This is a genomic window from Streptomyces fradiae ATCC 10745 = DSM 40063 (assembly GCF_008704425.1).
Lineage (GTDB): Bacteria > Actinomycetota > Actinomycetes > Streptomycetales > Streptomycetaceae > Streptomyces > Streptomyces fradiae.
The window spans coordinates 3,860,378-3,884,141 of record NZ_CP023696.1 but is presented as its reverse complement, the minus strand read 5'-3'; the positions used below and the strand labels follow the sequence as shown (position 1 = coordinate 3,884,141).

Genomic DNA, 23,764 nt, shown 5'->3' with positions numbered 1-23,764 from the left:
CCGGCGGGGGAGGCACCGGCGACAGCGGGACGACCCCGCCCCGCGGGACCCCGTACGACGGGACGAGCCGGCACGGCGCGACGAGCCCGTACGGCGTGACGACTCCGCACGGCGCGACGAGCCCCTGCGGCGGGACGATCCCGCACGGCGCGACGAACCGCTGCGACGCGACGAGCCCCTGCGACGTGATGAACCGCTGCGGCGGGACGAACCGCTACGACGGGACGAACTGCTGCGGCGGGAGGAGTCGACGCGGCGGGATGACGGCCTCCTGCGGGACGGCACCGCGGGCGGCCCCACGGGTCATATGGGCGGCCCCACCGGCCCTGTGGGCGGCCCCACGGGTCGCTTCGGCCGCACCGGCCCTACGGGCCACCTGGGCCACTCGGGCCCCCTCGGCCACACGGACCCCGTGGACCCCCTGGACCAGATGGGCCGCAGGGACCCCATGGGCCGCAACGACCCGATGGGTCACACCGGTCCCATGGGCCACCTGGGTTCCGCGGGCCTCGCGGGCCCGGCGGGAAGCGAACCTCCGGGGGCCGGCCCCCTGGCGAGCAGGGGTGGCCGCATGGGCATGGGGGTGACCTACAAGTACTTCGGCGCGCCCAACGGCGCGACGGCCGCGCGCGTCCCGATCTCGATGCGGCCCGAGGAGCTCGGGGGCGACGAGCTGGGCATGGGCGGGATGTTCACCAGGATCAAGCCGGAGACCATAGCCGCCATGGTCCTGACCGGCCTCCAGGGGATGCCCCTGCACAAGGTGCCGCCGCTGGAGCTGGTGGTGCTGCACCCCGACTACGCCGTGGTGAAGCTGCCCACGACGGTGGTGGACCCGCTGCGCGGCGTCGGCGAGGAGTCCGTGGGCGCCGCCGCGTTCATCTGGTCGACCGTCCCGGACCGGGGCGGCCCGCGCGACGCGTTCAACGTGTACCAGCTCCTCCACGAGTGGCAGGACTTCTCGGTACGGCTCCACGAGGCGGGCCACCAGCCGTACTGCCTGGTGTGGCCCTGACCCGCCCGCTGCCCAGGCCCGGACGGCCCTGAACCGCGCGCTGCCCGCCCCCGCACGGCCCTGACCTGCCCACTGCCCGGACGCGGCCTGCCCGCTGCCCCCGCCCGGACGCCCACGGCCTGCCCGCTGCCCCGTCGTCCGTACGCCCAGGGGTCCCCGGCACCCCTGGTGCCCCGTGGCGCGCCCGGACGTCGGCCCTGAGTCGGCGCGACGGGCCCCGTCGGGGCGGCCGAGGGCATGAGGGTCTCGGCCCTGCGGACCGACTGAAGGGCCGCCCGCCCGGCCGCCCCGGACCCGCGGCGCCCGGCCGCGGCGCCCGCGCGGAGCCCGTCACCGGCGCGGCCCCTCCCCCGTGGCGGGTGAGGCGCGGGCCGCGCGCGTCGGGTGAGCTGGACGGAGCGGCGGGCCCGCGCCGGCCGCCGCCCGGGCGGCCCACCGCCGTTCCGGGCCGATCCGGTGAGGTGGTCGCGTGAAGCACTGGCGCGCTCTGGCCGTCCTCGGCACGGCCCAGTTCCTGATGGTCCTCGACACGTCCGTCATGAACGTCTCCATCAGCCAGTTGGTCGAGGACTTCGACACCGAGGTCACCGCCATCCAGGCCGTCATCACCCTGTACGCGCTGGTCATGGCGGCCTTCATGCGGCAGGTTCGGGGACATCCTGGGGCGGCGCCGCGTGTTCCTGCTGGGGCTGGCCGTGTACGGCGCCGGATCGGCCCTGACCGCCGCGGCGCCCACCCTGTGGGTCCTCGTACTGGGCTGGTCCGTCATCGAGGGACTGGGCGCCGCCCTGGTCCTGCCGGCCATGGCGGCGCTCGTCGCGGAGTCGTACCGCGGGCGGGACCGGGCCGTCGCCTACGCGGTCGTCGGCGGGCTGGCGGGGGCCGGGATCGCGGTCGGGCCGCTGCTGGGCGGCTGGGTCACGACGTACCTGACATGGCGGCTGGTCTTCGTCGGCGAGGTCGTGGTGGTCGCGGCCGTCCTGCTGGCCCGCCGGGCGATCCCGGCGTCCGCCCCGACCGGCCCCCGCCCCCGGCTGGACCGGGTCGGCGCGGTGCTCTCCGCGACCGGGCTGGGGCTCGGCGTGCTCGGGGTCCTGCAGAGCGGCACCTGGGGCTGGGTGGAGCCGCGCAACCCGCCCTTCACCGTCCTCGGCTTCGCCCCGACGCTCTTCGTCGTCGGCGCGGGGGTGGCCCTCCTGTCCCTCTTCCGCGCCTGGGAGCGGCGGCGCGAGGACCGGGGCGCCGACCCGCTCGTCCACCTGGCCCTGCTGGGCAGGCCCGTCCTGCGGTCCGGGCTGCTGACGCTGCTCAGCCAGAACCTGATCCTGCTCGGGCTGTTCTTCACGATCCCGCTGTACCTGCAGGTGGTGCAGGGGTTCGACGCCTTCGAGACGGGGCTGCGGCTGTTGCCGGTCTCCGCGACCATGCTGGTGACCTCCCTGTCCGCCTCGTCGCTGGGGCGGGTCATGGGGCCGCGCCGGGTGGTCCGGCTGGCCCTGCTCGTCCTGGCGGCGTCCGTGGTGTGGCTGCTGGCCACCATCGAACCGGCCATCGACGACGCGCAGTTCGCCGGCGCCATGGCCCTGCTGGGCGTGGGGGTCGGCCTGCTCGCCTCGCAGCTGGGCAACGTCGTCCAGTCCGGCGTCGGCGAGGAGGAGCGCAGCGAGGCCGGGGGACTGCAGTTCACGGCGCAGAACCTGGGCTCCGCGCTGGGCACTGCGCTCATCGGGTCGATCCTCGTGGGGGCGCTGGCCCAGGCGTTCACCACTCAGGTGGCGGACGATCCGCGGCTGTCCGCGCAGGCCCGCGAGGAGGTCGGGATCTCCCTGGAGGCCGGGGTCAGCTTCGTCTCCACCGACCAGGTGCGCACCGCGGCCGAGCGGGCGGGACTGCCACCGGACGAGGTCGCGGCCGTGACGGAGTCGTACGCCGCGGCGCAGCTGGAGGGCCTGAAGGCGGCGATCCTGGCCACCGGCGGGGTCGCCCTGGCGAGCTTCCTGGTCACACCCGGCCTGCCGGCCGCCCCGCGGAGCCGGCCCGGGTCGCCGTCGCCCGCGGGGGCTCAGGCGGGCCGGGGAGCGGACGGGGCGGCGACCTGACGCCGCCGAGAGGCCGAGAGGGCGCCCGAGCCGCCCGAGCCGCCCGAGCCGGGCCGGAGACCGGCCCCCGGCCGGCCTCCCGGGGCCGGGCCGTCCTCCGGAACCGACTCCGGGCCCCACTCCGGGCCCGACTCCGGGCCCGACGCCGGACCTGGCCTCCGACCCCGGGTCCGGCCCCCGGCCCGACCCCGGACCCGACTCCGGCCCGCGGTGAGCACCGCACCGAGGGACGGGCCGAGCCCGGCGCCCGCCGAGCACCGCGCCGAACGGGCCGGGCGCCGCGCCGAACGGGCCGGGCGCCGGGCCGGGCGCCCGGTACCGCGCTGAGCGCCGGGGGCCCGCCCCCGTACGGCTGCCGCCGGGCGGGCCGACGCCGGCTCACCTCTGCCGGGTGAGGCCGCGGGGGGCGCGAAGGCGCAGGATCAGGAGGAAGGACGCATTCCACCCGTCGCGGACAGCCCGCGGGAGGACGCCTCGTGCACTACGAGATCCGGGTCGAGGGACATCTGTCGGAGACGCTGGCCAAGGCGTTCCCGGAGCTGTCCCGCGTGGAGATGTCGGGCCAGACCGTCCTGTACGGTCCGGTCGTCGACGAGGCGCACCTGTACGGCCTGCTGGCGCGCTGCCAGTCGCTGGGACTGCGCGTGGTGGAGATGCGGCGGCTGCCGGAGTGACCGGCGGCCCCGCGTCGCGGAGGACCCCGCCGCCGTGGCGCGGACCGTGAAGGGAGCGACACCTCATGACTCACACCAGCCCGGACCAGGGGCGCACCCCGTTCTTCTCGCGCCCCGCCGTGCGCCGGCTCCTGCCCTTCGTCCTGATCACCGCCGTCGCCCTGGTCTTCATCTTCGAGAACCGCGCGAGTGTCGAGATCCGGCTGCTCATCCCGCTCGTGACCATGCCTCTGTGGGTAGCCCTGCTGATCTCGTGGGCCCTCGGCCTCCTGGCCTGCGCCGTCACCGCGCGCCGCCGGTCGACCCGGCACGCGCGCCGGGGCAGGTGATCTCCCGTATCGCCCCCGGCACACGGCCCGCGGCGGAATCCCCGCTCCCGGCCGCACATCACGGACGGTGAGGGCCTGCGCGAGGCCGGATGGTATCTGTGACCGGCTCGTTCATCTCGCCGTCGTCTGTCTCTCCTGACCAGTGCCGACACGATCGCCGGTCATTCGTTGCCCGGCACAATGTCGGAGATCGAGCCCCGCGGCGACGAGGTGCCATCGGTCACTGCTCGGCCTCACCAGAGGCGGGTGGTGCGGGCGGTGCCGGGCAGCCGTGGGCCTTGGCCGACCGCTCCGCGAACGCCTTGAGCGCGGCCCGCTCGTAGGCCACGTCGTCCGCGGGCTGCTCGGCCGGCCGGTAGGCGCCGCCGCCCGCCGGGACGACGGTGAAGAAGGCCTGCTGCCCGCCGTCGCAGGTCGTGCTGGTCCAGTACCCGGCGGTGAGCAGTTCGCCCGCCCGCGCCCCGGGGGCCTTCTCGCCGCGCCGCTCGAACGCCCAGTACTTCGCTTCCTCCGCGTAGGGCCCGTATCCGGCCTCCAGTACGTAGGACGGATGGCCCTCAGAGTCGCCCAGGTGGCATTCCTCCAGCGGCGCCGGGCCGCCCGTGGCTTCCCAGGCACGGGCCACCCGCTGGTCTCGGGCCGGGACACCAGCGCACGTACCGCGCGCCTGCGCCGGGGCGACGTACTCGTCCTTGCTCACGGACAGCGGTGGCGCCGTGGTCAGGGGCCTGCCGAGCGGGGTGTCGCAGGCGTAGCGGCGGGCTGCTTCGGTCGCCGTGGCGGTCGCAATCCGGGAGAAGGCCAGCCTGTGCCGGGGGTTGTCGAGTGACCGGTCCTCGACCTCCACTGCAGCGGTGACGAGCAGGTCGCTCGCGCGCCCGCGGCAGTCCAGTAGCACGGCGGTGTAAGCCCTGTCGGCACCGGTGCTGACGACACCGTTCCAGCCCTGGCCCAGCGGTGCGGGAGGCAGGTCGGAGCGAGTGCCCGGATAGAGCCCTTCGCGCCGGTCCTCGCGGTTCGGCGTCGGTACGCCGCTGACGGTGACCGTGACCGAGCCGTCGCGTACCGGCTTGCCGGCGTTGCGCTCGACCTCCCGCAGGACCGTGCACTGCACGCGCAGTCCTGTCTTCGGGTCGTCGAGCGCGCCCACGCGGTCGCCGCCGTCCTTGTCGTCCAACCGGCCGCGCGTCAGATCCCCCTCGCCCAGGAGAGCGAGGACCTGGTCCACGGGCAGCACGCCGTCGCACGCCCGCTCCACCAGGCGCCGCGTCTGCCAGCGTTCGTAGAAGCCACCCCACCCGATGACCCCGGCGGCCACCAGCACCAGTGCCAGGACCGCGACCGCCGCCTTGCCCGCGTGCCGCTTCAGCGCCCCCATTCCTCCACCTCTCCCAGAATCCTGGTGTCACGGCAATGCGACCGCGCGGCCCAGCCGCCGTCAGCGGCCAGATAGCGGTCGAGCACGGCGCGGGCATCGGCGGAGAACCGCTCGCGTGCCTTCTTGGCCACAGTCAGCTTCGGGTCCTTCTCGTCCAGGTCGGGGAGGTCCGGCGTGACGGCCACGCGGTGGTAGGTCCGGCCGCCGTCGCACACCGACTCCGCCCACAGCGCCAGCACGGGCGGCAGCCCCGTGTACGTGAAGGAGGCGGACGCTGGCTTCGCCGGCCGTGCCGGGACGCGCTCGTCGGCGGCGTACCGCTCGTACGCGCCGAGCGCGGCCTCCCCGGACCAGCTGCGCGCTTCGACTTGGACCACCGGCATCTCGTCGCGGAAGGAGGCATAGCCTTCGAGCGCGCCGGCGCAGAAGGCCGCCTGCGGGAGGTGGGCCGCGTCGCCGTTGAAGGTCCAGGCGTGCGTCCGGTCGGAGTCGTCCTTCCAACCGGGGCCCTCGGCGAAGCCCAGCGCCTTCGGGTCGAGCCAGCGGCACGGCTTCGTGGGCGTCTCACGGTCCTCGGCGACGGCCGTGCCCGCCGTCCCGATCGGTGCGCTGCCGCACTTCTGCCGCTCGGTGACCCAGTTCGCGATACGTACGGCCGCGCGGGCGGCGGCCAGGTGCTCGCCGGGCGTGACCTCGTGGTCGAACTCAGCCGTCGACGGCAGCGCCACCGTGACGTGCAGCTCCTTGGACGGCAGGCGCCTGCCGCGCAGCCCGTTCGGGCACGCCACCCACAGCGAGGCGTACACCTCACTGCCGACGATGCGCTCCTCCGTCCCGGTGCTGCCGCGCACGCCGGGCGGCAGTGGGAGCACGAAGTCGCTCGGATCGTCCGGGGCTTTCGCGTCCCCGTGGTCCCTGCCGTCCAGCAGGGCCTCGGCCCGCACCTTGACCTGTGCCTCGGGCTCCCACACGCCGCTGCCCCAGGACAACGCGCAGTCCACAAGCGCCCGGCTCTCCTGGCCCGGGTCGAGCATCGTGCCGTACTCCTCCAGCACTCCCGCGCTGTCGTCCGCCACGAACTCGGCCAGCTGCACCTCGGGCAGCAGCCCGGCACACGCCCGTCCCAGCTGGGCCAGGTTCTCGTCTCGTTGCTCCTCGCGGACGATCGCGACCGCGAGGACGCAACCCGCGGCGATCAGCCCCAGGGCCACAACGCCGACCAGCGCGCGGACCAGCCGCTTTGATATCCGCTCGTCCCGCATGAGTTCGTACACACTTTCCCCCGTGCAACCGGTCAGGCACACTAACAGAGCCTCCCGGATGCCAACCGACGACGGGTTCCATAGACCGGGGAAGAACGCCCGCCACCACTGGCCGACCGGCGGTGCCCCGCTGAGCCGGCCGATAGGCCCGCAGGCTCCGACGGCCCTGCCGGAGGGATCATGCCCGCGGGTGCGGGGAGCGACCTTCGCGTGTTCCGCGAGGGCGCGGTGGATGCTGGCGGCGGAGGGGACTGTGCCCTTGCGGTTGCGTTCCTTGCGGTTGCCCGGGGGACGGTCAGGTCGGGCTGGATTACACGGGGGGCGCTCGACGTCGTTGGTGACCGGACCCGCAGCGGGGTTGTCTTCCTCGTACCCTGACGTCCGGCCCGAGGCGTCGTCCTGCGCTGCGTGTGCGCGTGGCGGGGCATCGTGTCGGCGGTGCTCCCGAAGGGCCTGCTTGCGCGAGGTGAAGGTCGTACGCTCTGGCCCTGACCACCAAGGCACCACCGGAGCTGCGACGCAGCGAGCGGGCCGTCCTGAGAGTGTTGGAGAAGCACGGCGGGCAGTCCAGGAGCGTGGCGGAGCCGGCCAGGAAAGCCGGCTACAGCGAGCCGACCGTGACCGCCCTCGGCCTCCTGGCCTGCGCCGTCACCGCGCGCCGCCGGTCGACCCGGCACGCGCGCCGGGGCAGGTGATCTCCCGTATCGCCCCCGGCACACGGCCCGCGGCGGAATCCCCGCTCCCGGCCGTACATCACCGACGGTGAGGGCCTGCACGAGGCCGGGTGGAGCGTCCTGCCGGGCTTCCGGGGGCGGCCGGCGCGACCACACGGAGGCGGCCCGCCGACCGCGTCGGCCGCGCGCCGGCGGGTCCGCCTCGCCGTGGCCCGGAAACGGCGTGGAGCCGCCGGGGCCCGCGGTGGCATCCTGGCCGCGTGAACGGACCGGAGATCCACATCAGCTTCGCGCCCGCCCTCGGCCTGTTCGTCCCGGCGCCGCGGCGCGGTGGGCGTACGGCCCTGGTGACGGACGGCGTGTCGACGCTCGGCCACGTCGTGGAGTCCCTCGGCGTACCGCTCACCGAGGTGGGCGCCCTGCTCGTGGACGGCGCGCCGGTCCCGGCCGCGCACGTGCCGGCGGCGGGCGAGGAGGTCGAGGTGCGGGGCGTCAGCCGCCCCCAGGAGGTGCCGGGCGCGCCCCTGCGCTTCCTGCTCGACGTCCACCTCGGCACCCTCGCCCGGCGCCTGCGGCTGCTGGGCGTCGACGCCGCGTACGAGAGCGAGGACGTCGGCGACGCCGCGCTGGCCGCCCAGTCGGCCCGGGAGCGCCGTGTCATGCTCTCCCGCGACCGGGGCCTGCTGCGCCGCCGCGAACTGTGGGCGGGGGCCTACGTGTACAGCCACCGGCCCGACGAGCAGCTGCGCGACGTGCTGGAGCGGTTCGCCCCGCCGCTGGCGCCGTGGACCCGGTGCACGGCCTGCAACGGGGTGCTGACGGACGCGGACAAGGACGAGGTGCGCGAGCGCCTGGAGCACGGCACGCGGCGGACGTACGACGTGTTCGCCCGCTGCACGGCGTGCGACCGCGTCTACTGGCGGGGCGCCCACCACGCACGGCTGGACGACATCGTCCGCACGGCCCTGCGCGAGTTCGGCGGCGCCCCGGCCTGACGGACGCGGCCTGACGGACACGGCGGCCCGGCCTGACGGGACCGGCCTGACGGGACCGGCCTGACGGGACCGGCCTGACGGACACGGCGGCGCGGGACCCTCCGGAGGACGGAGGAGCACCGGCCGCCGAACGGAAATCCCGGCCGGGCCCATCGGAAACCTCGATGATCATGTACATCCCACGGGCGGGGCGCCGCGCCTATGCTGGCGCCGTACCGCTCGCCGCCGCCCCGAGGAGCACCCCGCCATGACCGCCGCAGCCGCCCTGCCCGTCGCCGTCGTCACCGGAGCCAGCAGCGGCATCGGCGCCGCGACCGCGCGCCACCTGGCCGCGGCCGGCCACCGTGTCGTGCTCACGGCCCGCCGCGAGGACCGCATAAAGACGCTGGCCGCCGAGCTGACCGGGGCCGGCCACCAGGCCGAGGCGTACGCCCTGGACGTCACCGACCGCCCGGCCGTCGACGCGTTCGCGGCCTCGCTGGACCGCTGCGACGTCCTGGTGAACAACGCGGGCGGCGCGCTCGGCGCCGACCCGGTGGCGACCGGTGACCCCGAGGACTGGCGCCGCATGTACGACGTGAACGTCCTCGGCACCCTCCACATGACGCAGGCGCTGCTGCCCGCGCTCACCGCGAGCGGCGCCGGCACGGTCGTCGTGGTGTCCTCCACGGCCGGCCACGCCACGTACGAGGGCGGCGCGGGGTACGTCGCGGCGAAGAACGGCGCGCGCGTCCTGGCCGAGACGCTGCGCCTGGAGATCGTCGGCACACCGGTGCGGGTCGTCGAGGTGGCGCCCGGCATGGTGAAGACGGAGGAGTTCGCCACGACCCGGTTCCGGGGCGACACGGAGCGGGCGGCGAAGGTGTACGAGGGCGTGGCCGACCCGCTGTCGGCGGACGACGTGGCGGACACCATCGCCTGGGCCGTGTCCCGCCCCCCGCACGTCAACATCGACCTGCTGGTCGTCCGGCCCCGCGCCCAGGCGTCCAACCACAAGGTGCACCGGGAGATCTGACCCCCGGGCCCCGGCCCCGGCGACTCCCGGCCCCGGCGCCCCCTCACCCCTTCACGCAGACGACCTGCTTCAGCTTGGCGACGACCTCCACGAGGTCGCGCTGCTGGTCGATGACCTTCTCGATCGGCTTGTACGCGCTGGGGATCTCGTCCACGACGCCCGAGTCCTTGCGGCACTCCACCCCGCGCGTCTGCTCCTCCAGGTCCCGCGTGGTGAAGCGCCGCTTGGCGGCGTTGCGGCTCATACGCCGGCCGGCGCCGTGCGAGGCGGAGTTGAAGGACTTCTCGTTGCCGAGGCCCTTCACGATGTACGAGCCGGTGCCCATGGAGCCGGGGATGATGCCGTACTCGCCGCTGCCCGCGCGGATCGCGCCCTTGCGCGTGACGAGCAGGTCCTTGCCGTCGTACCGCTCCTCCGCCACGTAGTTGTGGTGGCAGGAGATCTCCCGCTCGAAGGTCACGCCGGCCTTCTCGAACTCCGCGGCGACCACGCCCTTGAGGAGCGCCATCATGACGGAGCGGTTGTACTTCGCGTACTCCTGCGCCCAGAAGAGGTCGTTGCGGTAGGCGGCCATCTCGTCGGTGCCGGCGACGAAGACGGCGAGGTCCCGGTCGATCAGGTCCTGGTTGTGCGGGAGCGCGCGGGCGACGCCGATGTGGTGCTCGGCCAGCTCCTTGCCGATGTTCCGCGAACCGGAGTGCAGCATCAGCCACACCGAACCGGTCGAGTCCAGGCAGACCTCGACGAAGTGGTTACCGCTTCCGAGCGTTCCCATCTGCTTCGTGGCGCGTTCCTGACGGAACCTGACCGCCTCGGCGACACCGCCGAACCGCGCCCACAGGTCGTCCCACCCGGCCGCCGCGAAGCCCGCGAGCCGGTCCGGGTCGACCATCTCGTCGTGCATGCCCCGGCCCACCGGGATGGCCCGCTCGATGCGCGCGCGTAGCCCCGACAGGTCGTCCGGCAGGTCGCCGGCGGTCAGCGAGGTCCGCACGGCCGACATGCCGCAGCCGATGTCGACGCCGACCGCCGCCGGGCAGACGGCGCCGCGCATGGCGATGACGGACCCGACCGTCGCCCCCTTGCCGAAGTGGACGTCCGGCATGACGGCGAGCCCCTCGATCCACGGCAGGGTCGCGGTGTTCCGCAGCTGCTGGAGGGCGGCGCCCTCCACCGTGGCCGGGTCCGCCCACATCCGGATGGGCACCTTCTCGCCCGGCACCTCGACGTACGCCATACTCCCTCGATCCCCCAGAAAAGTCAGAAAGCGCAAAATCCGGCGCCAGAACTGACATAAGTGACAGCAGACCGGCAGCAACGGCGCGCGTGCGATACACATTGTGTTCACCGGCCGCCGATCACCGGCAAGCTGTTTTCACCGTGACCGCAGGGAAGGGAGCCCGGGACCTTGCAGCGAAGGGCGTACGCAACCGGTCTGGCCGCGCTCCTCGCGGCACTCAGCGCGACCGCCCTCGCGGGGTGCAGCTCCGGCTCCGGCGCGAGCGGGTCGGGCATCGACGCCAAGGCCGGCACCGCCGCCGAGGCCGTCGCCCAACCCGGCCGCTACCGGACCCTGTTCGAGCCGTGCGGCTCCGTCTCGCGCACCACCCTGAGCGAGATGCTGCCCGCCGTGACCGCCCTCCCGACCGACCGCCGCGACCGCGTCCTGCGCGGGACGGCGGCCGTCACGTACGACACGGACCGCCGCGTCGGGTGCACCTGGAAGGCCGACGGCCAGGACGCGATCCAGCACCTGACCCTCGACTTCGAGCGGGTCGTCTCCTACGACCCCGCCGTCAGCGACGAGACGCGGGCGCAGGAGGTGTACACGACCAAGGAGTCGGCAGCCGGCATCGCCCCCGCCGCACCGCCTTCGACGGCCCCCGCCCCGGCGGCCCCTGCCCCCGGCGGCACCGGCACCGCCCCGGCCCCCGGCGCCACCGCCCGGGCCCCCGGCGGCAGCGGGACCGGCACGTCCCTCGCCGCGGGCAGTGCCACCGCCGGCACCCCCGCCGGCACCGCCGGCGAGCAGGCGCAGACCGTCGCCCCCACCGGCCCCGCGGCGACGGCGCCCCCCTCCCCCGGCCCCTCGGGGCCGCCCGAGGGGCTTCAGCCCCGGACGCTCGCCGACCTCGGCGACGCGGCGTTCCTCGACGACCGCCTGTCCCCCGCCGGTTCGGCCACCCAGCAGCGGGTCGTCAGCGTGGTCTTCCGCACATCGAACGTGATCGTGACCGTCCGGTACGCGGTGCAGCCGACGCGTGTCGGGGACGTTCCGGACAGTGAGGAACTGCAGGACAGGGCGCGGCGGCTGGCGGTCGGTCTGGCCGAGCGGTTCGACGAGTGACCCGCGTTCCGGGCTGCGGGGACCGCCGGCGCACGGCGCCCCCGCCCGCACCGGCCGCCCCCGGCGGGGTGCCGGGACGGGCTACCGTGGCCGGGCCGGATCGCCCGGACCGTACGACCGGACCGTATGACAGGCCGGTACGAGCGACTCGTACGACAAGCGACAGAGCGACTGAAGGAACCATGCACCGATCAGCCCCGCGTCTCACCCGCATACTCGCCTGCGCCGCCGTCCCGGTGATGCTGGTCGCCACCGGCTGCTCGTCGGACGACGCCCCCGAGGCGTCGGCGTCGCCCTCCGCGCCCGCGGCCGGCGGCGCCTCGGCCGCGCCCGCCTCGTCCGCGCCGCCCGCGCCGAGCGTCACCCCGGCGAAGTACGCCAAGCTGCCCGACGCGTGCAAGGCCGTCACCGCCAAGACGGTCGAGGACCTCGTCCCCGAGGTGAAGAAGAAGGCCGGTACGCCCGGAAAGTCCTCCGACCTCAACGCCCGCGGCAACTGCTCCTGGAACGGCCTGGAGGACAACGGCGTCAAGGGCTCCGACTACCGCTGGCTCGACGTCTCGTTCCTGCGCTTCGACTCGGACCAGACGCTCGGCGGCGGCGAGAAGCGCGCCCAGGACAAGTACGTCGCCAAGGTCGCCGAGGTGAAGGCCACCGAGGGCGCCATCGACCTGCGCACCTCCTCCGCGCCCGGCGTCGGCAACGAGGCCCGCGCGATCAGCTACTCCCTGAAGAAGACGGGCGAGACCTTCCGCTACGGCGTGATCGTGGCCCGCGCGGAGAACGTCGTGGTCACCGTCTCCTACAACGGCACCGGCTACGCGGGCGCCAAGGCCCCGGCCGCGGGCGAGCTGATGGAGGGCACCGTGAAGGCCGTCAAGGACGCCATCGCCGCCGTCACCGCCGCCAACAAGTAACCGACGGTAGCCCTGCACCGTCAGGATCCGGCCTCCCCCGGGCGGCCGGATCGCTGGCGCGTGTGCCAGGCTGTGCGCGCGAACGCTGAGGCGAACCAGGGGAGGCAACGCGGGTGGCCGCCATGCAACTGACCAGGATGCACCGCGTTTTGATCGGTGTCGTGGTCGCCGGTGCCCTGATCATCGCGGGCATCGGCTTCGCGGGCTCGTACGCCGCCGTGCGGGAACTCGCGGAGAAGAAAGGTTTCGGCGACTTCTCGCTGGTCTTTCCCATCGGCATCGACGCCGGCATCTGCGTCCTGCTCGCCCTGGACCTGCTGCTGACCTGGCTCCGCATCCCGTTCCCGCTGCTGCGGCAGACGGCGTGGCTGCTGACCGCCGCGACCATCGCCTTCAACGGCGCCGCCGCGTGGCCGGATCCGCTCGGTGTGGGGATGCACGCCGTCATCCCGATGCTGTTCGTCGTGGCCGTCGAGGCGGCCCGCCACGCCGTCGGCCGCATCGCCGACATCACGGCCGACAAGCACATGGAGGGCGTGCGGCTCACCCGGTGGCTGCTGTCGCCCGTGCCGACCTTCCGGCTGTGGCGGCGCATGAAGCTGTGGGAGCTGCGGTCGTACGAGCAGGTCATCAAGTTGGAGCAGGACCGGCTGATCTACCAGGCACGCCTCCAGGCCCGGTTCGGCCGCGCGTGGCGGCGCAAGGCGCCCGTGGAGGCGCTGATGCCGCTGCGCCTCGCGAAGTACGGCGTCCCGCTCGCGGAGACCGCTCCGGCGGGCCTGGCCGCGGCGGGCATCGAACCGGTGCTCCTGCCCCCGAACCCGGCGGCCCCGGCTTCGGCGGCCCCGGACGCGCACGCACCGGCGGTCACGGCGGTCCCGGCCGCCGCGGCGGTGACGGCGGTGACGGCCCAGGAGGCGCCCGTGGCGCTGGCCGCCGCGGCGGTGGCGGAACTCCCCCAGGCCCCGACCCCCGTCCCGCCGGCCGGCGCGCCCCAGGAGCACGCCCCCACGGCCCCGACCGCCGCACCCGCCACCACCACCGCCCAGGACCCCACCGCCCAGGCCCCCGCCGGGCCGGCCACCGGGAACCCCGCCGCCGAGCCGGCCCAGGCCCCCGGTTCCCCCGCCCAGCATCCGACGGCACCCCACCCCGCCCAGGCACCGGCCCACCAGCAGCCCCAGGCAGCCGTCCCGGCCCCGGAGCACCAGCAGCCTCAGCCCCAGGCAGCCGCCCCGGCCCCGGAGCACCACCAGCCCCAAGCCCACCCGCACCACGAGCGTCCCGAGGCCCACCCCGAGTCCGTCCCGGCACCCCGGTCGGCGCCCCAGCACGAGCCGGTGGCCGGCCCCCACCCCGAGCCCGCGCCCACCGGGCAGCCGCCCGCACCCGCCGAGCACGTCAGCCCCTGGTTCGCGGCGCCGAAGGCCCCGCAGGAGCACACGGCGTACACGGGCTCCTACGCCCCGGCCGCGTACACCGAGGGAGCCGACGAGGTCCCGGAGGTGAACGAGGCCGAGTACCTCCACGCCGCCTACGGAGCGTTCCAGGCGTACGCCGACGAGCACCGCGTCCCGCCCGCCATCGACGCCCTCATCCACCACCTGGCGACCGCGCAGGGCCTCCACCATCCCCGCTCCACCGGGCTGCTGCGCCGCATGTACCCGGACTTCATCGCGCGCTACCAGGCGGAGATGCCCGAGGACCACATCGCCTGACGGCGGCCCCGGCGCCCACGCGCCGCGCGCCCGACGCCCCGGTGACCGGCACCCACCGAACCCACGAACCCTCCGAACCGACCACACCCACCGGCCCCACCGGCCCCACCGGCCCCACCGGCAAGGCAATCCCCGCCACCCCCACCGCCTCTGCGGAACGTCCCGTATCCGCCGCCGCGCTTCCGCGTTGGTCACTACGGCCGCGTCGCCGTCATCCTCGCCGCCTGCCTACGCCCTGCTGGCCGCCGCCCTCGCCCGAGCCCCGCAGGCCGACACCGCGCAGATGGCGCACGCGCAGCGACGCGTGAAGGGCCCCACCCTCAGGGTGGGGCCCTTCACGACGTCGCCGGGGAACGTCCCGCAGGACACCCCCGTCAGCCCGTCAGCCCTACGGGACCGGTCCGACCGGACCCGTCACACCGGACCCGTCACACCGAACCCGTCACACCGGACCCGTCCGGCCGAGCACGCCCAGCCGGGCTGGCCCCAGCAGGCCCGCCCGACCGGACCACCCCGGACCGCACAACCAGGACCGCCCAACCGGGCCCGTCCGGTCCGGCCCTCACGCGGCCAGCAGCTTGCGGACGCGGTCCGCGCCGACGGCCAGGAGCAGCGTCGGGAGGCGGGGGCCCGTGTCCCGGCTGACCAGCAGGCGGTACAGGAGGGCGAAGAAGTCGCGCTGCGCCGCCTTCAGCTCCGGCGTCGGCTTCGCCTCCGGGTCCAGTCCGGCCATGACCTTCGGCACGCCGTAGACCAGCGTCGTCAGGCCGTCCAGCGACCAGTGGCTGTCCAGGCCCTCCAGGAGCAGCCGCAGCGACTCGCGGCCCTGCTCGTCGAGGGAGCCCAGCAGCTCCGTGTCCGGCTCGTCGCGCACGATCGTGCGGGCCTCGGCCGGGACCTGGGTGGTGATCCAGTTCTCCGCGCGGTCCAGCCTCGGCCGGGCCTCGTCCAGGGAGGAGAGCGGATTCGCCGGGTCCAGCTCGCTCAGGATGCGCAGCGTCTGCTCGTCGTGTCCGGCCGTGATGTCCACGACCGAGGCGAGCGTCCGGTACGGCAGCGGGCGCGGCGTACGCGGCAGCTCGCGGGCGGCCGTGCGGACCGCGCGGGAGTGCGCGGCGGCGTCGGCCGGCAGCACCGTGCCGTCCGCGACCTTCGCCTCCAGCTTGTCCCACTCGTCGTAGAGCCGCTGGATCTCCTGGTCGAAGGCGATCTTGAAGGACTGGTTCGGCCGGCGGCGGGCGTACAGCCAGCGCAGCAGCGGCGCCTCCATGATCTTCAGGGCGTCGGCGGGCGTGGGCACGCCACCCTTGGAGGAGGACATCTTCGCCATGCCGGAGATGCCCACGAAGGCGTACATCGGACCGATCGGCTGGACGCCGTCGAAGACCTCGCGCACGATCTGCCCGCCGACGACGAACGACGAGCCGGGCGACGAGTGGTCGACGCCGCTGGGCTCGAAGATCACGCCCTCGTACGCCCAGCGCATCGGCCAGTCGACCTTCCAGACGAGCTTGCCGCGGTTGAACTCGCTGAGCAGCACGGTCTCGGAGAAGCCGCACACGCAGCCGTACGTCAGCTCCGTGGTCGTGTCGTCGTACGACGTGACGGTCGTCAGGTCGCGCTCGCAGCGGCCGCAGTACGGCTTGTACGGGTAGTACCCGGCCGCGCCGCCCGAGCCGTCGTCCTCGCTGGCGGCGCCGGAGCCCTCGGCTGCCTCCAGCTCGGCCTCGTCGACCGGCTTCTGCTGCTTCTGCTTCGGCTGCGCCTTGGCCTTCGGCTGGCCGGTGGCCTTGTCCTTCGTCCGGTACCGGTCGAGGATCGCGTCGATGTCCGCGCGGTGCTTCATCGCGTGCAGGATCTGCGCGCGGTAGGCGCCGCTCGTGTACTGCTCGGTCTGGCTGATGCCGTCGAACTCGACGCCCAGCTCGGCGAGCGACTCGACCATGGCCGCCTTGAAGTGCTCAGCCCAGCTCGCGTGCGGGGAGCCGGCCGGGGCCGGGACGGAGGTGAGCGGCTTGCCGATGTGCTCGGCCCAGGAGCCGTCGACACCGGGGACGCCGGCCGGGACCTTGCGGTAGCGGTCGTAGTCGTCCCAGGAGATCAGGTGCCGGACCTCGTGCCCGCGGCGGCGGATCTCGTCGGCCACCAGGTGCGGGGTCATGACCTCGCGGAGGTTCCCCAGGTGGATGGGGCCGGACGGGGAGAGGCCGGAGGCGACGACGACCGGTTTGCCAGGCGCACGTCGCTCCGACTCGGCGATGACCTCGTCCGCGAAACGGGAGACCCAGTCGGTCTCGGTGCTGCTCTGAGCCACGATCGGCACGTCCTTGGTGTTCGTGTGGGTGTACTGCGGGTTCGTAGTGTTCCGAAGGATCTCCGGGGGCCTCCGAGGAGCCCTCGAAGAGTTCCGGACGGGTCGGCCCGAGGGCGGCGCCGCCCCTCGCACATTCTCCCAGACGGGACGACCGCGCCGGAGGTTGTCCACAGGCGGGACTCGTTCCGCCGGGTTGTCCACAGGTTGGGAAACGTGTGGGAAAGAGGTTGCTCGACCATGGGACACTTGACAACCGGAAAAGCCCCGGCCGGACACGGCGGACACGAAGCCCGCCCGGTCACGGCACACCGGCGCACCACCAGCCCCGCCCAAGACCCCGACTCAGGAACGGAAGCTCATGGCCTCGGTCCCTTCCCTCGCTTCGACCGTGCAGCAGCGCCTCGCGGACGCCCTTTCGGCAGCCCTGCCGGAGGCCGGCTCCGCCGACCCGCTGCTGCGACGTAGCGACCGGGCCGACTTCCAGGCCAACGGCATCCTGGCGCTCGCGAAGAAGCTGAAGGGCAACCCCCGCGAGCTGGCCGCCCAGGTCGTCGGCGCGCTCCCGGCGGACGACGGCGTGCTGAAGGAGGTCGAGGTCTCCGGCCCCGGCTTCCTCAACATCACCGTCGGCGACGGTGCCATCGTGGAGACGCTGGCGGCCCGCGCCGCCGACGACCGCCTCGGCGTGCCGTCCGCGGAGCACCCCGGCACGACGGTGATCGACTACGCCCAGCCGAACGTGGCGAAGGAGATGCACGTCGGGCACCTGCGGTCCGCCGTCATCGGCGACGCGATGGTGCGGATCCTGGAGTTCGCGGGCGAGAAGGTCGTCCGGCGCCACCACATCGGCGACTGGGGCACCCAGTTCGGCATGCTCATCCAGTATCTGATCGAGCACCCGCACGAGCTGGACCACAAGGCGGACACGGGCGACGCGCAGACCTCCGGCGAGGAGGCCATGTCGAACCTGAACCGGCTGTACAAGGCGTCCCGCGCGCTGTTCGACTCGGACGAGGAGTTCAAGGCGCGCTCCCGGGACCGGGTCGTCCTGCTCCAGTCCGGCGACCCCGAGACGCTGCGGCTGTGGCAGCGCTTCGTGGACGAGTCGAAGATCTACTTCTACTCGGTCTTCGACAAGCTGGACATGGAGATCCGCGACCCGGACGTGGTCGGCGAGTCCGGTTACAACGACATGCTCGACGAGACGTGCCGCCTCCTGGAGGAGTCGGGGGTCGCGGTCCGCTCGGAGGGCGCGCTGTGCGTCTTCTTCGACGACGTGAAGGGCCCGGACGGCCAGCCGGTCCCGCTGATCGTCCGCAAGTCGAACGGCGGCTACGGCTACGCGGCGACCGACCTGTCCGCCATCCGCGACCGGGTGCAGAAGCTCGGCGCGACCACCCTGCTGTACGTGGTGGACGCCCGGCAGTCGCTGCACTTCAAGATGGTCTTCGAGACGGCGCGCCGGGCGGGCTGGCTCGGCGACGACGTGAAGGCCGTGCAGCTCGCCTTCGGCACGGTCCTCGGCAAGGACGGCAAGCCGTTCAAGACCCGTGAGGGCGAGACGGTCCGGCTCGTGGACCTGCTGGACGAGGCGGTCGAGCGGGCGTCGTCGGTCGTCCGGGAGAAGGCCGAGAGCCTGCCGGAGGCCGATCGGCTCACCGAGGAGGAGATCGCCGAGCGCGGCACGCAGGTGGGCATCGGCGCGATCAAGTACGCCGACCTGTCGACTTCCGCGGTCCGCGACTACAAGTTCGACCTGGACCAGATGGTGTCGCTGAACGGCGACACGTCGGTGTACCTCCAGTACGCGTACGCGCGTATCCGGTCCATCGTCCGCAAGTCGGGCGACGCGAAGCCGGCCGCCCACGCGGAGCTGGGGCTGGCCCCGGCGGAGCGCGCGCTCGGCCTGCACCTGGACCAGTTCGGCGAGGTGATCGCCGAGGTGGCCGCGTCGTACGAGCCGCACAAGCTGGCCGCGTACCTGTACCAGCTGTCGTCGCTGTTCACGACCTTCTACGCGGAGTGCCCGGTGCTGAAGGCGGACACCCCGGAGCAGGTGGAGAACCGGCTGTTCCTGTGCGACCTGACCGCGCGGACGCTCAGCAAGGGCATGGCCCTCCTGGGCATCCGCACCCCCGAGCGCCTCTGACCCGACTGACCCGAGCGGCTCGGGCCCGCCCACGCGGACCCGAGCCGCACCGGGCCACTTCAGGCCCGGGCAGGCGCCCCAGCCCCCGACACGCGGCCGCCCCCTCCACGGGCCGGCCGCGTTCGTGCGGTCCGGCCACCGAGCCACGACGCGGCGGCGCCTCGCAGCTCCGCGCGCGGCGGCGAGGCACGACCGGCGCCACACGCGATGGAGCGTGCGGCGCCCTTTCGCATGGGTCGGCCGCTACCCGGCCTGATGGCGGCGGCGGTACCTGCGGGCAGCCCACACACCGACGAGCACGCCGGTGACCGATGCGGCCCCAGCCGTTGGCGGTCGCCTCGCCGCCGCTCTTCGCGGCGGACCAGAGCCACGTCGGGACAACCGCGCACACCAGGCTGACGGACACGAACGAGGCGAGTTCGGTCCACCAGTCCTGGATGCCGTAGGCCATGTCCGCCATGATGCGCAGCTACCCGCCTGCTATCAGCAGCACCAGCCCCATCAGCGTCATCATCCCTTGGAACATGACTGAGACCCCTGCGATCAACTGCACCCAGCCGATCGGCCGCCCCGGCGGGGGCGGCTCGGCTTTCCGCATGAAGGCGAGCCACGTCCAGGCCACGGCGCACGCCGAGACAAGGGTGATCGTGCCGACGTTCTCGCTGTCCACGATCATCGCGCGCATGGTCCACCCGAGGGCCAGGAGCACTGGCACGAGTAGCACCAGTCTGACGAGTGGCGTACGCCGGACCCCCGGCCGTGGCCGCGCGGACGAGCGGGATTCCTGAGAGAAGAGATCATCGAGGGTGAACGGGGAGGTGCCCTGCGACCGGGTCCCCTGCTCGTCTTCCCCATGGACCAGCACGTCGATCGCCGCCCGCATCGCGGCCGCGTCCTGGTGGCGGTCCTCCAGGTTCTTCGCCAGAGCTCGGGCGAGCACTGACTCGACGGGCGCCGGAACGATGACGCCCACCGAGGCCAGGGTCGGCGGCGGGGTGTGGAGATGGGCGTAGCCGATGGACCAGGCCGAGTCCGCGTCGAACGGCACGCGGCCCGACAGCAGATGGAAGAGCAGGACGCCCACCGAGTAGAGGTCGGACCGGCCGTCGATGTCCCGGCGCCCCTCCACCTGCTCGGGGGACATGTAGTGCGGTGTTCCGACGACAGTGCCGGTACGGGTGAGGGCGGTGCGATCGGCCACCGCGGCGATCCCGAAGTCGGTGACCTTCGCCGCCCCGTCCTCGGTCAGCAGGATGTTGGCCGGCTTGATGTCACGATGCACCACGCCTCGCGCATGGGCCGCGGCCAGGGCCGACAGTACCTGTGAGGCCAGTCGCAGCGCTTCGGCAAGGGGCAGCTTCCCCCGCTCGCGCAGGAGATCGGCGAGGGATCGGCCGGGTACCAGCTCCATCACCAGGTACGGGATCGACCGGCCGCCGGCGCCGGGCCGCTGTTCCTCGCCCGCGTCGTGGACGGCCACGATGTTCGGGTGGCTCAACCCGGCCATGGTCTGGGCCTCGCGTTGGAAGCGCGTGGTCCAGCCGGAGTCGTGGAGCAGGTCCCCTCGCACTCCCTTGAGTGCGACGAAGCGGGCGAGCCGCTCGTCCCGGGCGCGATAGACCTGCGCCATCCCGCCGCCGCCGATCACGTCCACGATCCGGTAGCGGCCATGGGCCACGGTCGATCCGACAGCGAATAACTCCCCCATGGCCGGCATGGTAGGCGAGGGGGGCGAAAGACGGGGCCCGTCTTCGGGGACAGCCGCGTTCGTCGGAGCGAGCTCCGGCCATGCCCCGTCACCCGTCCATCGGGAGCCATTCGCTGCCGCCCAGCAGGTAGCCGTACTGGGGCCGGCCCGTGAGGGCGCTGACCTCGAAGGGGCGGCCGCGGTCGTCGATCCGCAGGGTGCCCTGCCGACCGCCGCTGCTCCACTCCAGCTCCAGGTACCAGCGCACCGAGTGCCCCGCCGTGTGCGCGGTGACCTTCAGCACCTGCGGGTCGGTCGCGGAGACCTTGTACGGGAAGTCGCTCGCCGGGATCACCCGGTCGCCCTGCCGGCCGGCGACCGGCACGACGCGCGGCTGGGCCGCGTCCAGGTTGACGTCGAGGCCCATGGGCGTCATCTCGCCGCCGCAGCCCACGCCCATCCAGTACGCGTTGCCGGGCAGGGGCGCGGCCCTGTCCACCACGCGCACGCGCAGGGCGTGGAGCACCACGGCCTCCTCGCCGGTGCCCTGGACGGCCAGTTCCGTCAGCACGTTCTCACCCGGCGCCCCGCCCAGTCCGGTGATCCAGTTGCGTGCGCCCTGCTCACTGGGCGGCGGCGGCATCCGGTCGGCCGGCCGGTCCACCACGTACGCCTGGTCGCAGGGGTGGGTCCAGACGTACGGGCGGACGTCCACGGTCAGCGGTGCGCCTCCGCGCCGCCGTTCCGCCACGCCCCCGGCGGGCCCGGCCGCACGCGACGGCGCGGGCCCCGTCCGGTCCGCGGAGGGGAGGGGAGTGGCGGGCGGGGGCAGGGCCGGGGCGGCGGTGGGAGAGGGTGAGGGTGAAGGGTTGGGCGTACCGGTGGGGCGGGCGGTACCCGGCGCCTGGGAGGGGGAGACGGCCCGTCGCGCGCCGTCCATGGCGGCTGCGCCCTCGCCGGTGCCGGAGTGCAGGGTCAGGGCGAGGGCGGCGGCCGCGGCCGTGGCGGTGAGCACGACGGCCGCGGCGGCCGCGGCGACCCGGACACGCCGCCGGGCGCGGCTGGTGCCGCCGGGCCGATCGGTGCGCGGCCGACCCGGGTCGGGTTGTACGGCGGCGGGGTCGGGGCCTTGGCCGTCGGGGTCGGGGCCGTGGGGGTCGGGGCCTTGGCCGTCGGGGTCGGGTTGTACGGCGGCGGGCTGGTCGGTCGCGGGTCGGCCGGTCTCGGGCTGTGCGGCGGCGGGCTGGTCGGTCGCGGGTCGGCCGGTGGCGGGCTGGTGGCCCCCGGGCCGGTCGGTGCCGACACCTTCGCCTTCGGGCCGGTCGGTCGCGGGGCGGCCCTCTGCGGGCCGGTCGGCACCGGCGGGCCCGCCTGCGGGGTGCCCGCCTGGCCGGTCGCTTCCGGTTCGGTGCGGGATCCGCGGTGCGGTGACCGGTGGCTCGGCCCCGTCCGTCTCCGGGCCGGGAGCGGTACCGCTGTCCGGCCGGGTTCCGGGGCCCGTACCGGCGTGGGTGACGTCGCCCGGACGGTGCGGTGGGGCGCCCCCGCCGGGCGCGGGGCCCTCGGGGGTTGCCGTACCGGCGCCCGCGGCCCCGGTCGAGGGTGCGCCCGTACCGGAAGTGACCTCCGCACCGGCGACAAAGGCCGCCGTACCCGACGCGGACCCCGCACCCGCAGAGGGCCCCGCCCCGGACGGACCCCCCGCCGCCGGCCGCTCCGGGCCGGCCGCCCGGCTCCGGCGGCGGTCCTCGTCGGCGACGATCCAGGCGCGGTGCAGGGCCACCATCTCGTCCCGCGACGCCCCGCACAGCCGCGCGAGCCGCTCCACGGGGGCGAACCGCGTCGGCACCGCGTCGCCGTTGCAGTAGCGGTGCAGCGTCGACGCGCTCATGTGCGCCCGCCCGGCGAGGGCGCCGTAGCTCAGCCCGGACCGTTCCTTCAGCCTCCGCAACGCTCCCGCGAAGCCGTCCATCCCGCTCGCCACCGCGCCCTCCCCTTCCGCGCCCGTTCCAGGAACGCATTCCAGGCGCCCGGCGACCGTGCAGGTCAGAGCGGTTTCGGCGTTCCAGCGTCCCTCATTGTCCCGTGGGCATTGCCCCCAGATCACGCGGCTCGGCACGGTGTGTCCAGCACCACCGGAGACGGGAGCACCGATGCGGGCAGACCGCCGCTTCGCGCTCGTCGACGCCTGTGCCGTCGGCGTGCTGATCGCCTGCACGGCGATCGTCATCGCACTGATCAACCGTCACTGAGCCATACGAAACGGGGAGTACGAACCACCATGCGCACCTTCCGCACCCGCACCACCGCCGCCGCCGCGACCGCGTTCCTGGCCGCGCTGTCGCTCACCGCCTGCCAGAACGGCGGCTCCGACGCGGGCGCCGCGTCCGGCACCCCGGCCGTCACCGCCTCGACCGCACCCGTCGGCGCGGCCACCCAGGCCGACGCGAAGGCCACCCCCGAGGCGGGCACCGCCGGGACCGGCGACACCACCGGCAGCGGCACCCCGCGCCCCCGCCACACCTCCCTGAACGACGACGGCACCGGCACAAGCACGGGCACCGGCACCGGCACCGGCACCGGCACCGGCACCGGCGACAAGGCGAAGCCGGCCGCCAAGGACAAGGCCGCCGCCCCCGCCTCCTTCGTCACCTGCACCAGCGCGAACACCAGGGTCACCGTGACCAGGCCGACCCGCCCGATCAACCATCTGCTGATCACCGCCCAGAACACCGGCTCCCGCACCTGCCTCGCGTACGCGGCCCCGCTCCTCCGCTTCGACGACGAGCAGGCGGCGCCCGGCTTCGTCGAGGGCAGCCGCCCGCAGGCCGTGGTGACCCTCGCACCCGGCGAGGCCGCGTACGCGTCGGTCATCCTGAGCGGTGAGCGCGCGCCGGAGGAGGCGAACGGCCGGGTCACGAAGCGGCTCAGCGTGCTGTTCGCCGCCCGCGACGCCTCAGGGTCGGTCGGCGCGCCGGCCACGGTGAAGCTCCCGGCCGGCACGTACAAGACGGACGACGTGGCAGTGACGTACTGGCAGAGCAGCCTGGACGACGCCCTCAGCTTCTGAGCGGCCCCCGCCGGCACCGCGCGGGACGACCGGTCAGACGCCCGGAAACCGGGCCACCACAGGCAGAACGGCCAGGGGCAGGACGGCCAAGGGCAGGACGGCCAAGGGCAGGACGAACGAC

The 23,764-nt window shown here is 74.2% G+C and carries 17 protein-coding genes and 1 pseudogene; 11 read left to right on the top strand and 7 right to left on the bottom strand.

Annotation, left to right across the window (positions count from 1 at the left end; genetic code table 11):
- Positions 1-571 precede the first annotated feature (571 nt).
- Positions 572-1,015 carry a hypothetical protein gene (locus tag CP974_RS17380; protein WP_078915682.1) on the top strand — a complete coding sequence of 148 codons (444 nt, stop codon included), beginning with the start codon at positions 572-574 and terminating at the stop codon, positions 1,013-1,015.
- 330 nt (positions 1,016-1,345) lie between these two features.
- Here the strand turns inward: CP974_RS17380 and CP974_RS30325 are convergent, their stop codons facing one another.
- The gene (locus CP974_RS30325; RefSeq protein ID WP_223844401.1) at positions 1,346-1,642 is read right to left on the bottom strand and encodes a hypothetical protein; all 297 of its coding nucleotides are present in this window, start codon (positions 1,640-1,642) and stop codon (positions 1,346-1,348) included.
- On the opposite strand from CP974_RS30325, the pseudogene CP974_RS17375 reads away from it, so the two are divergent.
- The 3 genes and pseudogenes from CP974_RS17375 (at position 1,533) to CP974_RS17365 (ending at position 4,117) form a co-directional block, all read left to right on the top strand.
- Positions 1,533-3,114, top strand: a pseudogene (locus CP974_RS17375) (MFS transporter). The gene CP974_RS30325 and the pseudogene CP974_RS17375 overlap by 110 nt on opposite strands.
- A gap of 476 nt (positions 3,115-3,590) precedes the next feature.
- Positions 3,591-3,788 (top strand): DUF8691 family protein, encoded by a 198-nt coding sequence (locus CP974_RS17370; RefSeq protein ID WP_031136624.1) that lies wholly within the window; start codon positions 3,591-3,593, stop codon positions 3,786-3,788.
- Between the two features lie 65 nt (positions 3,789-3,853).
- Positions 3,854-4,117: a LapA family protein gene (locus tag CP974_RS17365; protein WP_085921504.1), complete on the top strand. Its 264-nt coding sequence runs from the start codon at positions 3,854-3,856 to the stop codon at positions 4,115-4,117.
- Positions 4,118-4,337: 220 nt separating this feature from the next.
- On the opposite strand, the gene CP974_RS17360 is transcribed toward CP974_RS17365, so the two are convergent.
- The gene (locus CP974_RS17360; protein ID WP_031136622.1) at positions 4,338-5,495 is read right to left on the bottom strand and encodes a hypothetical protein; all 1,158 of its coding nucleotides are present in this window, start codon (positions 5,493-5,495) and stop codon (positions 4,338-4,340) included.
- Positions 5,483-6,769 (bottom strand): hypothetical protein, encoded by a 1,287-nt coding sequence (locus tag CP974_RS17355; RefSeq protein WP_223844396.1) that lies wholly within the window; start codon positions 6,767-6,769, stop codon positions 5,483-5,485. Before CP974_RS17355 ends, CP974_RS17360 begins: the two co-directional genes overlap by 13 nt.
- Before the next feature lie 922 nt (positions 6,770-7,691).
- Between CP974_RS17355 and CP974_RS17350 the strand changes: the two genes are divergently transcribed.
- On the top strand, positions 7,692-8,426 hold the full coding sequence (locus CP974_RS17350) for a Mut7-C RNAse domain-containing protein (protein WP_031136617.1): 735 nt from the start codon (positions 7,692-7,694) through the stop codon (positions 8,424-8,426).
- Between the two features lie 247 nt (positions 8,427-8,673).
- Entirely contained in the window at positions 8,674-9,441 is a 768-nt protein-coding gene (locus tag CP974_RS17345) for an SDR family NAD(P)-dependent oxidoreductase (RefSeq protein WP_031136615.1), read from the top strand.
- 43 nt (positions 9,442-9,484) lie between these two features.
- Here the strand turns inward: CP974_RS17345 and CP974_RS17340 are convergent, their stop codons facing one another.
- Complete coding sequence (locus CP974_RS17340; protein ID WP_031136613.1) at positions 9,485-10,678, bottom strand: RtcB family protein; 1,194 nt, start codon at positions 10,676-10,678, stop codon at positions 9,485-9,487.
- Between the two features lie 171 nt (positions 10,679-10,849).
- Here CP974_RS17340 and CP974_RS17335 point away from each other — a divergent pair, with 171 nt between their 5' ends.
- The 3 genes from CP974_RS17335 (at position 10,850) to CP974_RS17325 (ending at position 14,423) form a co-directional block, all read left to right on the top strand.
- Complete coding sequence (locus CP974_RS17335; protein WP_150485824.1) at positions 10,850-11,788, top strand: DUF3558 domain-containing protein; 939 nt, start codon at positions 10,850-10,852, stop codon at positions 11,786-11,788.
- Positions 11,789-11,970: 182 nt separating this feature from the next.
- The gene (locus tag CP974_RS17330; RefSeq protein ID WP_031137096.1) at positions 11,971-12,705 is read left to right on the top strand and encodes a hypothetical protein; all 735 of its coding nucleotides are present in this window, start codon (positions 11,971-11,973) and stop codon (positions 12,703-12,705) included.
- Positions 12,706-12,818: 113 nt separating this feature from the next.
- Positions 12,819-14,423: a DUF2637 domain-containing protein gene (locus CP974_RS17325; protein ID WP_150485823.1), complete on the top strand. Its 1,605-nt coding sequence runs from the start codon at positions 12,819-12,821 to the stop codon at positions 14,421-14,423.
- Between the two features lie 562 nt (positions 14,424-14,985).
- On the opposite strand, the gene lysS is transcribed toward CP974_RS17325, so the two are convergent.
- The gene (gene lysS, locus CP974_RS17320) at positions 14,986-16,746 is read right to left on the bottom strand and encodes a lysine--tRNA ligase (RefSeq protein WP_031133436.1); all 1,761 of its coding nucleotides are present in this window, start codon (positions 16,744-16,746) and stop codon (positions 14,986-14,988) included.
- Positions 16,747-17,095: 349 nt separating this feature from the next.
- On the opposite strand from lysS, the gene argS reads away from it, so the two are divergent.
- A complete protein-coding gene (gene argS, locus CP974_RS17315) occupies positions 17,096-18,886 on the top strand; it encodes an arginine--tRNA ligase (RefSeq protein WP_031133434.1) in 1,791 nt (596 codons plus the stop codon).
- A gap of 469 nt (positions 18,887-19,355) precedes the next feature.
- Here argS and CP974_RS17310 read toward each other — a convergent pair whose 3' ends face one another.
- Positions 19,356-20,594, bottom strand: a complete 1,239-nt coding sequence (locus CP974_RS17310) for a protein kinase domain-containing protein (RefSeq protein ID WP_158100707.1) — start codon at positions 20,592-20,594, stop codon at positions 19,356-19,358.
- 88 nt (positions 20,595-20,682) lie between these two features.
- The gene (locus tag CP974_RS30705) at positions 20,683-22,557 is read right to left on the bottom strand and encodes a transcriptional regulator (protein ID WP_223844670.1); all 1,875 of its coding nucleotides are present in this window, start codon (positions 22,555-22,557) and stop codon (positions 20,683-20,685) included.
- A 297-nt stretch (positions 22,558-22,854) separates the two neighbouring features.
- Here CP974_RS30705 and CP974_RS17300 point away from each other — a divergent pair, with 297 nt between their 5' ends.
- Positions 22,855-23,643: a DUF4232 domain-containing protein gene (locus tag CP974_RS17300; RefSeq protein ID WP_031133430.1), complete on the top strand. Its 789-nt coding sequence runs from the start codon at positions 22,855-22,857 to the stop codon at positions 23,641-23,643.
- Positions 23,644-23,764: the final 121 nt, after the last annotated feature.

Bases quoted from the DNA above. Each gene is read 5' to 3' on its own strand.
- CP974_RS17380 (WP_078915682.1), top strand. From the start codon at position 572: ATGGGCATGGGGGTGACCTACAAGTACTTCGGCGCGCCCAACGGCGCG.
- CP974_RS17310 (WP_158100707.1), bottom strand. From the start codon at position 20,594: ATGGGGGAGTTATTCGCTGTCGGATCGACCGTGGCCCATGGCCGCTAC.
- CP974_RS17345 (WP_031136615.1), top strand. From the start codon at position 8,674: ATGACCGCCGCAGCCGCCCTGCCCGTCGCCGTCGTCACCGGAGCCAGC.
- argS (WP_031133434.1), top strand. From the start codon at position 17,096: ATGGCCTCGGTCCCTTCCCTCGCTTCGACCGTGCAGCAGCGCCTCGCG.
- CP974_RS17340 (WP_031136613.1), bottom strand. From the start codon at position 10,678: ATGGCGTACGTCGAGGTGCCGGGCGAGAAGGTGCCCATCCGGATGTGG.
- CP974_RS17300 (WP_031133430.1), top strand. From the start codon at position 22,855: ATGCGCACCTTCCGCACCCGCACCACCGCCGCCGCCGCGACCGCGTTC.
- CP974_RS30325 (WP_223844401.1), bottom strand. From the start codon at position 1,642: ATGACCAGCGCGTACAGGGTGATGACGGCCTGGATGGCGGTGACCTCG.
- CP974_RS17365 (WP_085921504.1), top strand. From the start codon at position 3,854: ATGACTCACACCAGCCCGGACCAGGGGCGCACCCCGTTCTTCTCGCGC.
- CP974_RS17330 (WP_031137096.1), top strand. From the start codon at position 11,971: ATGCACCGATCAGCCCCGCGTCTCACCCGCATACTCGCCTGCGCCGCC.
- CP974_RS17360 (WP_031136622.1), bottom strand. From the start codon at position 5,495: ATGGGGGCGCTGAAGCGGCACGCGGGCAAGGCGGCGGTCGCGGTCCTG.